This is a genomic window from Marinomonas sp. G8-14 (assembly GCF_055808935.1).
On record NZ_CM147891.1, the window covers coordinates 3,306,487 to 3,319,805 of the forward strand.

A 13,319-nucleotide genomic window follows, 5' to 3' on the forward strand; every position below is an offset into this window, starting at 1 on the left:
AAAATGCGAATCTTATTTCATCGATGTGGGTTGTATGAAAAAACAACAGAAATAGGTTTTTTCACTAAATTCAGCAGGTTAATGGCAAAAAAGTACACAATAAACGTCGCTTTCATATCGTATATTTGCACATTATGTACTTATTTTTCGCATAAAAAAAGCGTGGTATCACCACGCTTTTTATCGCTATTAGAGTCACTAAATATTGTCTTAACCGTTTAACTTAAAAGCCACTTGCGGCCAAAGCACAAGCAAATATTTGCTTTGTGTCAGTTAGAAACGACTTAATTGTGCTTGCGCTTCACTCAGCGTCGGCAAAGAAGGGTAAGCACCTAACTTCGTCACAGAATCCGCACCACAAGCCGCCGCAAAACGCACAATATCCACCAATTCCTGCGCAGATAATGTATGCAGAGAAGCACGATCACCGCCCTGTTCTGCCAGCTTATAAAGTAAACCACCGACGAAGGCATCACCCGCTGCCGTGGTATCCTTTACTTCTACTTTTGGTGTAAGAACTGTCGCTTCACCATGGGCTGCTGTGTAAAAACGAATCGGATTCGCGCCGTCCGTTAACACAAATAAGGTGACACCAGCGGCTAAAGACTCATCAATTAAAGCAAACGGATCTGCCGCCAAAACAGCAAGCTCCTCAAGACTGGCTTTCACCACGTCACCGCTTTGCATCCAATCGATAACACGCTTGGTATCCACTTGTCCGTTTGGCCACAAATTAATGCGCAGGTTCACATCAATACTGACAATCCAATGAGCCGCACGTGCCATGCTGACTCCAGCGAGCGTTGCTTTAGTAATATCCGCATCCGTTAAGGTATTGGAACACGTATGAAAAACGCCTTTTTCGGCAAACCACGACGCCTCAAAATCGGCTTCTTTAAACAAAATATCCGCAGAAGGGCTGCGGTAAAACTCAAAACTACGCTCGCCTGTTTGATCTAGGCTGACGAATGCCAGTGCCGTTTTGGCTTCCTTAGTCATCAGCATATTTTCAGTATTAACACCGTAGCCATCCAAAGACGCTTTTAAGAAATGACCAAATGCATCATCACCTACTTGACCCACAAAATGACTGTTGCCACCTAAACGGGCGACCGCCACGGCCACGTTTGCTGGCGCACCGCCAGGAAACTTGGTAAAGGATTCGAGCTCTCCTGCTTGAGTGGCTCCATTTGAAAGAAAGTCAATTAAGGCTTCACCGAACGCCATTACTTTTGTTGTCATTACTTGGTTCTCTTTGTGAATCGAAGATAGGAAAAAGATTAGTCGAAAAATTATGCAGGGGGAAAAATATTAAATCAATTTAATTTATTTAAAGCGCTCTTCACCATAGGTTCAGATGACAATTGGTTCACTGTCACTTTCTTGCTAGACTAGCTTTCTAAACCAGTAACATTCTTTAGAGACCTTTACATTAACTTTCATTGAGCAAGAGAATGACCAAAGCTAAACGCCTCTATGTTGTAGACGATGACGATGAGATTCGTACCCTGCTCAAAACTTACCTAGAAAAACACCAATTTACGGTGTTAACCGCTGACTCAGGCGAAACCTTTTTAGCGGATTTTCGAGCAGAACAAGAAGTCGATTTGGTTATTTTAGATATCATGCTTCCAGGCCAAGATGGTTTTGCTGTTTGTCGATCACTCAGGTACTCAATCGCAAGTACCGGTTATCATGCTGACGGCAAATTCGGATGAAATGGATCGTATTATCGGTCTTGAAATCGGAGCCGACGATTATCTTGCTAAACCCTTTAATCCCCAGGAACTACTGGCACGCATTAAAGCAATCTTAAGACGTATGGAACACAGTGAAGTGGTGGAAATCGCCCCCGTCGCCCATCGTTTTTACCGGTTCGCGCAATTTACATTGGATACCCTTTCACGAGAACTGCACTTTAAAAACGAAAAAGAGTCATTATCTGGTGCCGACTACAATTTATTGATGTTGTTCTTAACCCACCCAGGGGCTGTACTCACTCGTGAAATCATTGCCGAAAACACTCGAGGTCGAGACAGTGCGCCATTGGATAGGTTTATCGATGTCCATGTCAGTCGTTTACGCCAACGTCTGCGTGAAGACGCTCGTCAACCACAATTAATTAAAACCATTCGTGGTCAAGGCTACATTTTAACCGCTAGCGTGGAAGCCATCAGCGATGTCCGCGACTAACGCTTCCACCAGCAAAAGTTCACGCATTAAACGCTGGTCACAGTCGCTGACAGGACAAATTTTAATCATCATGGCGCTGGGTGTGGCCAGTGCCCAATTTATCAGCTCGACCATTTGGCTACGTCAATTAGAGTCTGACACGGAAGAAAACGTCCGTGAAGTGTCCAAGCACATGGCCTTTCGCATTGCGGCGACCGTCAGCTATTTCAAATCCTTACCGACAAACTATCGCCACATTGTCATCGATCAATTACAAGACATGGGGGGAACACGCTTCTTCGTTACGCTCAACAAAGAAGAAATTCGCATCAATAATATTCCCGACTCGCCGCTCAAAGACATTGTCAAAAACGAAGTACAGGGCACATTAATAAGACAATTAGGCATTCATAACGCCAAAATTGCCTTCTCCAGCCCAAGTGATTTACACGTTATTAACAACCATACACGCCTAGTAGACTTACCGGAGCGCTGGGGACATCACAGCTTATTGGTCAAACCGCTAACGCCGCCCATTATTGTGATTCAAATTCCCATTAACGATAAAGATTGGTTGTATCTCGCCAGCTTAATGCCCGACCCGTATTTTTTAGATGGTGCTTCTGCGCTGAGCGAAGACCGCCTATTTTCCATGGCCATGTCGGTCATTACGGTATTATTGCTTAGCATTGTTGTGCTTCGACGAGTAACGCGTCCCCTTGCTACCTTGGCAAGAGCCGCAGAACGTTTTGGTCAAGGTGACTGGAAACCTATCAAGGAAGTGGGCAGTATCGAAGTTCGCAATACAGCCAAAGCCTTCAACGACATGCAAAGGCGTATTCAGCGCTACCTCAATGACCGGGAACGACTCTTTGCCTCCATTTCCCATGATCTAAAAACCCCTATTACTCGCTTACGGTTACGTGCCGAAATGCTGGATGAAGATGACATCCGCGACGCAATGATTCGAGATCTTGAAGATTTGGATATGCTGGTAAAAGGTGCTCTACAGAGCGTAAAAGAGACGGATATTCATGAAAATCGCATCGAAGTGAACATTTCAAGAATGCTTAAAGATATGCAATCTACGGCCAATTTACACGACACCAAACTCACTGTCGTCGGTGAGTTAAAACACCCTTTTATCGGTAAACCGCTGGCAATTAAACGTTGTCTGGGCAACCTGGTCGACAATGCCTTGTATTATGGCAAAACCGCCACGGTTTTTATCGAAGACGATGAAGACGAGGTCTGTATTCGTATCTGTGATCAGGGGCCTGGCATTCCAATTGATAAAATGGATAAGGTTTTTCAGCCCTACACTCGCCTGACACCCGATCACTCCGGTCACCCTGGTGGCATGGGACTGGGTTTAAGTATTGCGCGTAATATTGCCCGCGCTCACGGTGGTGAAGTCACCCTAAGTAACCATATAGAACAAGGCTTAGAAGCCAAACTCTGGTTACCAAGACATTGAGTATCTAGAGCATGAAAAAGCCCTTTTTCGTAAAGGGTAAAATGCAATAAATCGTCATTTAACAAGCAAGAAATGATCACCCGAACAACCATCTTGCAAGACTTTGTTACAATAGGTTGCTCTATTTTACCCTCTCTTGTCATATCCTTTGCTAAATTCTATCACTCGAACGTGCGCTTACACTGACTGATCAGACGGCGACGTCGATATAGAAAATAACGCAACATCAAAACAGACTCTGTATTTGATTGGACGACATAACAATAACAAAGGTTACTATCATGAAAAAAATTGCTTTCGGTTTAACCACAGTTGCACTTTCTCTAGCTGCCGCAACCGCTCAGGCTGGTGAAGTAGAAGTTCTACATTGGTGGACATCAGGTGGCGAAGCCGCTGCGATCAATGTACTTAAAGAAGAAATGGTAGGCGCTGGCCACACTTGGAAAGACTTCGCAGTCGCCGGTGGTGGTGGTGAATCTGCTATGACCGTTCTAAAATCTCGTGCTATTTCTGGAAATCCTCCATCCGCGGCTCAAATCAAAGGCCCAACCATTCAAGAATGGGGCGACCTAGGTTTCCTAACCAATCTCGATGATGTTGCTAAAGCGGGCGAGTGGGATGTCATCCTTCCTCAAGTTGTTAGTAACACAATGAAATACGACGGCCACTACGTAGCGGCACCGGTCAACGTTCACCGTGTAAACTGGATGTGGGCGAACCCTGAAGTATTCCGTAAATCAGGTGCGTCTATCCCAACAACATGGGAACAATTCATTGTAGAAGCGAAAAAAATCAAAGCAGCAGGTTTCACTCCACTTGCTCATGGCGGCCAAAACTGGCAAGACGCTACGTTATTCGAAGCCATTGCTTTGTCTAAAGGCGCTCGCTTCTATAACAGTGCGTTCATCGGTTTGTCTGACGCAACGCTTCGCAGCCAAGACATGATTGACGTGTTTGATACGTTCAAAAAAATGCGTGAATTCGTTGATCCAGGTTTCTCTGGCCGTGATTGGAACGTCGCAACCTCCATGGTTATCAATGGTGATGCAGCGATGCAAATCATGGGCGACTGGGCGAAAGGCGAATTTACAGCGGCTGGCAAAAAAGCAGGCATCGATTACGTTTGTTACCCAGCACCAGGCACAAGCGGTGCGTTTACTTTCAACATCGACTCTCTAGCCATGTTTAAAGTAGACGGTAAAGACAAACAAGCAGCGCAAAAAGACCTTGCTCGTTTGATTCTTGAACCTAAGTTCCAAGAAACATTTAACTTGAACAAAGGCTCTATTCCAGTTCGCTTGAATATGCCTCGCGAGAAGTTTGACACTTGTGCACACGCTTCTATGGATGCGTTCCTAGCCAGTTCTACAACAGGCAACCTAGTACCAAGTATGGCTCACGGCATGGCTGTGAACTCAATGGTGCAAGGCGCTATCTTTGACGTAGTAACTAACTTCTTCAATGACGAAGCGATGACTTCTAAAGAAGCCGTAGACAAGCTAGCTCGCGCTGTTAAAGCCAGTATGTAAGATCTACCCCTGCAAGCACCTAGTTTGCAGTAAGCATACGAGGTTGGCCTTCTGGCCAACCTCTTCTTAATATCTCCAAATAGTGAAGCATCAACTATGAACACTAAAGCCGCCAATTCTGGGTCAGGGCAGACTCAGTCAGGACGTCCTGCACGCCTAAGTTTGGCCGATTGGATGCCGAAAATCGTCATGGCCCCAACGGTACTGGTTACCTTGGTGTGCATCTACGGCTATATGATTTGGACAGCCGTACTGTCTTTTACAGGCTCTCGTATGTTGCCGTCGTACAATTTTGTCGGCTTCGAACAATACGAGCGTCTTTTCAATAACGACCGCTGGATGGTAGCCCTATCCAACCTTGGCATTTTCGGTGGTTTGTTTATTTTTATTTGTTTGTTCCTTGGCGTGACACTCGCCATTTTCTTGGATCAAAAAATTCGTGCCGAAGGCGCAATCCGTACTATTTATCTTTATCCTATGGCGATTTCCTTCATTGTTACTGGTACCGCCTGGAAATGGTTGCTTAACCCAACCAACGGTCTAGAGAAAATGATGGTTGATTTTGGTTTCGTCAACTTTAAGTTCGATTGGCTGATTAACCCTGACATGGTGGTTTATTGTTTGGTCATTGCGGCAGTATGGCAAGCATCCGGTTTCGTCATGGCGTTGTTTTTAGCTGGCCTTCGTGGTGTTGATGGCGACCTTATTAAAGCTGCTCATCTTGACGGTGCCAGCACATTCACAACCTATCGCCGTATTATTTTGCCGTCATTGAAACCGGTATTCTTCAGTGCCTTGGTGGTTCTGTCTCACATCGCGATTAAGAGCTTTGACTTGGTGGCCGCGTTGACTAATGGTGGCGGGGTTACGCGTCTGATTTACCTGCTAACTTCATGTATACCTACACCTTTACACGAAGCCAAATCGGCTTGGGTTCAGCATCGGCTATGGTGATGCTAGGTTGTGTCTTGGCTATTTTGGTTCCTTATTTGTACTCTGAATTGCGAGGTAAACGCCATGAATAGCCTTAATTCTACAAGTAAAAAAGCGGTTGGCCGTAACACATCTGGCCTAGACAAAGTATTACGCGTTGCCTTGTACACAGTATTAATCGCAGCGGCCGCGTTTTACCTCATTCCTTTTATTGTGATGTTAATCACATCATTAAAAGACGTTGAGGAAATCCGTACTGGCAACCTACTTTCTCTACCAGCATCCTTGAACTTTGATTCTTGGACAAAGGCGTGGTCAAGCGCTTGTACGGGCAGTAGCTGTGGTGGTATTTCGCCATACTTTATGAACTCGTTTCAAATTGTGTTGCCTGCGGTAGCGATTTCTACTTTAGTCGGCGCCATTAACGGCTATGTTATTTCTTTATGGAAATTCCGTGGCAGTGACTTATTCTTTGCTGCTATGTTGGTGGGTTGCTTTATTCCCTTCCAAGTGATTTTGTTGCCAATGGCGCAAACTCTCGGCTGGTTAGGCATCGCCAATACAACATCTGGCTTAGTATTTGTGCACGTAGTATACGGGGTGGCGTTTACGACACTGTTCTTCCGTAACTTCTACCAGTCCATTCCAGGGGAATTGGTCAAAGCAGCACGTTTGGATGGCGCTGGTTTCTTTACCATTTTCTATCGCATCATTTTGCCAGTTTCGACGCCTATTATTGTCGTAACGGTCATTTGGCAGTTTACACAAATTTGGAATGATTTCTTATTTGGCGTTGCCTTCTCCGGTTTTGATACGCAACCCGTCACCGTTGCCTTGAACAACTTAGTAAACACCAGCTTTGGCGGTAAAGAGTATAACGTGGATATGGCTGCTGCCATTATCGCGGCGCTACCGACACTGGCGGTTTACGTGTTCGCCGGAAAATACTTCGTCCGTGGCTTAACCGCTGGAGCAGTAAAAGGCTAATCGCGGTTTAAACGGACCAGAAAATAAAAATGCACTCGTGCCTTCCACCGAACACCGCACCAGTGATTAGACAAAATTTGGAGTAATAACATGGCAAACCTCGTCATTGATAATGTTAAAAAGCGCTACGGCAACACAGAGATTTTGAAAGGCATCAATATTTCCATCAAAACGGGTGAATTCCTCATTCTAGTTGGGCCTTCTGGTTGTGGTAAATCCACACTGATGAACTCGATTGCTGGCCTTGAAGACGTCACTGAAGGTCGCATCCTGATTGCCGACAAAGACGTGACTTATACCAGCCCAAAAGATCGTGATATTGCGATGGTGTTTCAGTCCTATGCGTTGTACCCCAACATGACCGTAGAACAAAACATCTCTTTCGGTTTGGAAATGCGCAAAGTACCAAAAGCGGAGCGTGACGTTGAAGTTCAACGCGTAGCAGAACTGTTGCAAATTAGTCACCTACTTGACCGTAAACCAGCGCAATTGTCTGGTGGTCAACGTCAGCGTGTCGCCATGGGGCGTGCCTTAGCGCGTCGCCCTCAGCTTTACTTGTTTGATGAGCCACTGTCTAACCTAGACGCTAAATTGCGTGTAGAGATGCGTACAGAGATCAAAAAGCTGCATAAAAAGCTTGGAACCACCATCGTTTATGTAACCCACGATCAGATCGAAGCCATGACCTTGGCCGATCGCATCGCCGTCATGAAAGATGGACAAGTGCAGCAGCTTGGTACACCACAAGAAATCTACGATAACCCTGCCAATTTGTTTGTGGCGGGATTCATGGGTTCACCAGCGATGAACTTCATTCCTGCAAAAGTAATCGAACAAAATGGCACGCCAATGTTGGAGCTGGCCACCAGTACCACCGTTGCTCTACCATTTCCTAAACCAGAATCATTAAAAGGTCATGTTGGTAAAACCATCTTACTTGGCCTACGCCCTGAGATGATTACCGAGCCTCAACCACACAAAGAAGGCCAACCTTTTGTGACAACCACGGATGTAGAAGTGGAAGTGACTGAGCCGATGGGTGCCGACACCATGATTCTGACTCGTGTTAATGATGCCGAAATCAACTGCCGTTCTAACCCAATGTACCCAGCTGCTGCAGGGTCCATTATCAAAATGATGTTCGATACGTCAAAAGCCGTGGTATTTGATAAGGAATCGGGCAAACGCCTTGATGCCTAAAAACAGATTGATGTAACTATTTTGCCGTTAAGCAAGCCTGTGGTGGAGTCTATCTCCTAACCACAGGCTTTTTTTTGCCTAAAACCCCCTGTTATTGCACAAATGGTCAAAATTACTGCACAGTCTCTCGAACTTGTCATAAATATGAGATACATTTTAAAAACTGTAATCAAAAAAGCGACATACTAAGTGGCATTTGATTATCTCGAATCAAAGTAATATCGACTTATATCATGTAAAGGAATCAAACCATGAAATTAAACCAGCGTTTTATCACGCATATTGCGGTAACTGGCGTCGCCCTATCTTTGACGGCCTGCTCTATGATGGGACCGCAAAAGCCCGACTGGAAAGAAGACAAAGAATACAAAGTCACCATATTACACACCAATGACCATCATGGTCGTTTTTGGCAAAACAGTAACGGCGAATACGGCATGGCCGCTCGCAAAACTTTGATCGATAATATTCGTGAAGAAGTCGTATTAGACAATGGTAATTCCTTACTGCTGTCTGGTGGTGATATCAATACTGGCGTTCCTGAATCTGACTTACAAGACGCTGAGCCTGACTTCCGCGGCATGAATATGTTGAAATACGATGCCATGGCATTGGGTAATCATGAATTCGATAACCCACTTTCTGTCTTGAAAAAGCAACAAGAATGGGCGGGCTTTCCTTTCCTTTCAGCCAATATTTTAGATGCAAAAACAGGCAAACCACTGTTTGACGCCTATAAAATATTTCAAGTTGACGATTTAAAAATTGCGGTTGTGGGCTTCACCACGGACGATACCGTGAAACTGGGCAACCCTGAGTTCCTTGAAGGCATCAAAATTGAGTCGCCAATTAGCGTTGCCAAAACCCTGATTCCTGAACTGCGCAAGAAAGCAGATCTCGTTGTTGCAGTGACCCACATGGGGCATTACCAAGACGGCAACTACGGTGGTAACGCACCAGGTGATGTCACTCTAGCTCGCACTGTTCCGGGGATCGATGTCATTGTCGGTGGTCACTCTCAAAATCCTTTGTTCCAACCAGACGAACAAAATGGCACCCTTATTTTACAAGCCCACGAATGGGGTAAATACGTAGGCCGTCTAGACTTTGTCTACAAAAATGGCGCCATCGTTTGGTCTGAATACAAACTGATCCCTGTGAACTTGAAGAAAAAAGTCACCACAGCAGATGGCAAATCTGAGCGTGTTTTCATTGAACAAGAAATCCCTCAAGACCCAACGATGCTGGCGATGCTAACGCCTTTCCAAGAAAAAGGGGAGAAAGGTACTCAACGTGGAAGTCGGTTCCTCTAATGCAGACTTCGTCGGTGATCGAGATAAAGTGCGTAGTCAAGAAACCAACCTAGGTAACTTGATCGCCTTGGCAATGAAACAAAAAGTGAACGCTGACATTGGTATCATGAACTCTGGTGGTATTCGCGACAACCTAGAAAAAGGCATTGTTACCTACAAGAGCGTATTGAAAGTACAACCTTTCGGTAACATGGTGTCTTATGTTGATTTCAGCGCCACTGAACTAACTGATTACCTTTCTGCTGCCGCAGCAAAAGAAGCAGGTACTGGGGCATTTGCTCAATTTGACGGTGTTTCTTTGACACTAAAAGACGGTAAAGCAACCAACATCATGGTGGCAGGCAAAGCACTGGATATGAATAAGACTTATCGCGTTGCTGTAAACAACTACACAGCTTCAGGTGGTGATGGTTACCCTAAAATTTCTGATCATCCAAACTACGTAAACTCAGGTTATGTGGATGCCGATGTGTTAGTAGAATACATCCAAAAGAATTCACCATTGGATGGCGCGAAATTTGCTCCAACAGGCGCGGTGAAACGTTAATTGCAATGATTTAGTCACCTCACTTAGGTGACTAAAAAGCCCCAATAGACAGTAGGCTACTGTCTATTGGGGCTTTTTTATTGGTCATTCTCAGTCAACTGCCGGATTTCCACTACTGCTTTTGATAAGACAAAGACCAAGTTAAAGGTGTTGGTAGTTTTTCAGACTCTAATTTGACAGTAAATAATAGCTCGTTGTCGCTGACTTGTTGCCATGTGTTCGTTCGCTTACCACGCTCAGACTCAAGTACTAGAATCACCGCATCGGTGGTTTGCTGGTAAGTACCTGATATCTCGACACCCTCTTCGTCTTTCTTAATCACTTCGCCACTGGCATTCACTGGTATCGTATCCGCATCAAGCGCATCACACTGCCACTGAAACCGCTCGGTTTGCCAACCTAATACCCATTGCTGACACACCTGCGTCTGTTTCTGTAATACAGGCCGCGCTAAGGCACGAATGAAGAAATTCATTTCCTGTGCTACGTTTTCCACCGCTTCATCCAGTTTCGCTTGCGTATTATCTGCGTCTTGCAACCGCCAGGTTCCCTCCAAACTCAATGCTTGCACACCAGAACTGACTACTATGCTCAATACACTAACACCGATCAATTTATTCACCTTGCTTCTCCTTATTTTTATTGTGAATAGATCATCGCAGAGTGTAAGAGACTTGTAAGGCGCAAAAACGCTCACAATAACTAACATTTAGCGCCAAAAATCAGCACAACTAAGCATCTTGGCACTCAAGGGGAAACACCTCGTTATCTTTTAGGTATAAGGTAGCCAGATCGACTTTGACAGGCTTCGAAAAATAATACCCTTGGTAACGCGTACAATCTATGCGCTCTAAAATCTGTTTCTCAACAAGACTTTCAACCCCTTCTGCTAATACAGACAAATTCATATGCTCGGCCATAGACACTATGGTGTTAACGATCACATGGCTATTAGGGTCAGTCGATAAATCGCGTATAAACGTCTGATCAATCTTCAGTTGATTGAGCGGAAAATGCTGTAAATATCGTAAAGAAGAATACCCCGTGCCAAAGTCATCAACAGAAAAACGAATGCCATATTCTTTCAAACGCCACATTTTTTCTGCCACCGAGGCAATGTTTTCCACCAGCATCCCCTCTGTGATTTCCAGATCGAGCAGGCTCGGATCCACTTGCGTCGTTTCTATTACCGCTACCACTGTACTTACAAAGTCTTCTTGCGCAAACTGATAAGGACTAATATTCACCGCCACACCTTCAAATGACGAAGGAAGCCCCATATCTTGCCAAACTTTCAGTTGGCGACAAGCATTTTCAAGCACCCAACGCCCAATTTCATAGATCAAACCAATTTCTTCTGCCACAGGAATGAAACGCGCCGGTGACACAAAACCAAGCTCAGGATGATACCAACGTAACAAGGCTTCATAACCGATTAACTCACCAAGTTTATTCACTTGGGGCTGATAAACTAAATAGAACTCTTCGTTATGAATGGCGCCATGTAAGGCTTTTTCTAATATAGCAAGATCCGTAATTTGCTGGAGCATTTCTTGGCGGTAAAAACGAAAACCATTGCGGCCCTTTTTCTTCGCCTCGTACATAGCGGTATCCGCTTGTCGAAGAATCTGAGAATCACAGGCATCCCCGAAGGGAAACAAACTGATGCCAATACTCGCAGAGATAAATATATCGGTCTGTTCTAAGCGAAACACTTTAGACAACTGTAACAGTAAGACTTCTGCAAGAATCGTTGCCCTGTGCTGCGCCTCATCATGGTCATTAGCGAGCACAGGCAATAAGAGTACAAACTCATCACCACCAATCCGTACAGCAATATCCGACTCGGATAAACAAGACACTATACGCCTAGCAGCTTCGATCAGAAGGGCATCACCAACATGATGTCCCATTGAATCATTCACATTTTTAAAGCGATCTAAATCAATAAACACTAAACCGCCAACTTGGCCGGTACTACGCGCCTCCGAAATCACCTTATCCAAATGCTGATTCAAAAAGCGTCTATTAGGCAAATTAGTCAAAGCGTCGTAATACGCTAAAAACTTGACCTGTTCTTGATCCTTTTTACGCTGCGTAATGTCACGGAAAGACGCTAAAAAGCGCGCTTCTTCATCCAAATAGATGATGTTTGCACACACTTCGACGGGAAAATGCTCCCCATTGCTACGATGATATTCTGCTTCAAATATCTTAGGGTCGCCTTGAGCACTTTTGGCCCAGTCTTGCAACAAACTGGGCGTTTGTTCTGGATCTATGTCTTGGATATTTAACGTAAGTAATTTAGGCGCGTCATACATCAACAAACGACAGGTTTCATGGTTACAATCGAGTATTTCGCCCTTCAAATTTGTCAGCAACATACACTCACTGGATTGATGCAAAACCGCTTTAAAATACGCTTCTCGTTTGGCTAATTCACTTTCAACTTTTTTCGTTTGTGCCAAAGTGCGGTGATGGTACGAGCCAATATCCCCAGCTCATCTTCCCGAGACGTTTGTTTGAATTGCAATTGCGCAGGGTCGTTTTCTGCTTTTTCTAATAGGCTAAGCTGCCCAATTAATCGTGACAGAGGATGGGAGATCTGTACATAAAACAGCATAAACATCGCCGCACCAAGCAACATAGCCGACAATAACGATGTGCCGATTAAGCGAAAACTACGGCGAATAAAGCCATTGGTCACAGTGCCACTGTCTATGGTGACAACAATGGTTCCGACCTCTAAATCATTATTACGCCTTAAATTTAAACGAAAAAATTTCGGTAAATCGCTAAAAATGTGTTCCGACAACCAGCGAGATGATAAAGGCTCCAGGGGGCGATAAGTACTTGCCAACTCATAGCCCAAATCGTCTTCTAAGCGCGCCGTATGAAAACTATTCGAACGCATTAGACCAGTCAGCACTTTTTTCGCCAAGGTTTCATCCAATGAATACGCGGCTTCCGTTGCCGCATTTTCAACAATTTGCAGCGTTGACATCACCTGCTTCTGAATGGTGGACTTTTCATCCTGCCAATCAAAAAACACTTGAAAGGAACTCATCAACAAACTCAACAATAACAAAAGCACCAGAGCCCACTTGGCTTGCTGATAAGAAAGGCGTTTACGCAAAGCTAACATAATCCCTCACCGTTTA

Annotated in this window: 10 protein-coding genes and 2 pseudogenes; 8 read left to right on the plus strand and 4 right to left on the minus strand. The window is 44.8% G+C overall.

The genetic code is table 11. The features are described from left to right. Positions 1–273 precede the first annotated feature (273 nt). The gene (locus AC0L6V_RS16875) at positions 274–1,242 is read right to left on the minus strand and encodes a carbohydrate kinase family protein (RefSeq protein WP_265219542.1); all 969 of its coding nucleotides are present in this window, start codon (positions 1,240–1,242) and stop codon (positions 274–276) included. A gap of 212 nt (positions 1,243–1,454) precedes the next feature. Here AC0L6V_RS16875 and AC0L6V_RS16880 point away from each other — a divergent pair. From AC0L6V_RS16880 to AC0L6V_RS16915, 8 genes and pseudogenes are all read left to right on the plus strand, one after another. Next, positions 1,455–2,193: pseudogene (locus AC0L6V_RS16880) on the plus strand (response regulator). Beyond that, positions 2,180–3,649, plus strand: a complete 1,470-nt coding sequence (locus AC0L6V_RS16885) for an ATP-binding protein (protein WP_111605920.1) — start codon at positions 2,180–2,182, stop codon at positions 3,647–3,649. The pseudogene AC0L6V_RS16880 and the gene AC0L6V_RS16885 overlap by 14 nt, the downstream one beginning before the upstream one ends. A gap of 281 nt (positions 3,650–3,930) precedes the next feature. After that, positions 3,931–5,178 (plus strand): ABC transporter substrate-binding protein, encoded by a 1,248-nt coding sequence (locus AC0L6V_RS16890; RefSeq protein WP_265219544.1) that lies wholly within the window; start codon positions 3,931–3,933, stop codon positions 5,176–5,178. A 96-nt stretch (positions 5,179–5,274) separates the two neighbouring features. Then, a pseudogene (locus AC0L6V_RS16895) lies at positions 5,275–6,203 on the plus strand (carbohydrate ABC transporter permease). Then, positions 6,196–7,098: a carbohydrate ABC transporter permease gene (locus AC0L6V_RS16900; RefSeq protein WP_265219545.1), complete on the plus strand. Its 903-nt coding sequence runs from the start codon at positions 6,196–6,198 to the stop codon at positions 7,096–7,098. The pseudogene AC0L6V_RS16895 and the gene AC0L6V_RS16900 overlap by 8 nt, the downstream one beginning before the upstream one ends. 90 nt (positions 7,099–7,188) lie before the next feature. Then, on the plus strand, positions 7,189–8,298 hold the full coding sequence (locus tag AC0L6V_RS16905; RefSeq protein ID WP_265219546.1) for an ABC transporter ATP-binding protein: 1,110 nt from the start codon (positions 7,189–7,191) through the stop codon (positions 8,296–8,298). Between the two features lie 251 nt (positions 8,299–8,549). Next, the gene (locus AC0L6V_RS16910; RefSeq protein ID WP_418138448.1) at positions 8,550–9,611 is read left to right on the plus strand and encodes a metallophosphoesterase; all 1,062 of its coding nucleotides are present in this window, start codon (positions 8,550–8,552) and stop codon (positions 9,609–9,611) included. Then, positions 9,592–10,158, plus strand: coding sequence for a 5'-nucleotidase C-terminal domain-containing protein (locus AC0L6V_RS16915; RefSeq protein WP_418138449.1), 567 nt, complete (start codon positions 9,592–9,594; stop codon positions 10,156–10,158). Before AC0L6V_RS16910 ends, AC0L6V_RS16915 begins: the two co-directional genes overlap by 20 nt. Positions 10,159–10,270: 112 nt before the next feature. Here the strand turns inward: AC0L6V_RS16915 and AC0L6V_RS16920 are convergent, their stop codons facing one another. From AC0L6V_RS16920 to AC0L6V_RS16930, 3 genes are all read right to left on the minus strand, one after another. Next, the gene (locus tag AC0L6V_RS16920; RefSeq protein ID WP_265219549.1) at positions 10,271–10,780 is read right to left on the minus strand and encodes a hypothetical protein; all 510 of its coding nucleotides are present in this window, start codon (positions 10,778–10,780) and stop codon (positions 10,271–10,273) included. Between the two features lie 109 nt (positions 10,781–10,889). Beyond that, a complete protein-coding gene (locus tag AC0L6V_RS16925; protein WP_265219550.1) occupies positions 10,890–12,626 on the minus strand; it encodes a sensor domain-containing protein in 1,737 nt (578 codons plus the stop codon). Next, complete coding sequence (locus AC0L6V_RS16930) at positions 12,593–13,303, minus strand: hypothetical protein (RefSeq protein WP_418138450.1); 711 nt, start codon at positions 13,301–13,303, stop codon at positions 12,593–12,595. Before AC0L6V_RS16930 ends, AC0L6V_RS16925 begins: the two co-directional genes overlap by 34 nt. Between the last annotated feature and the right edge of the window lie 16 nt (positions 13,304–13,319).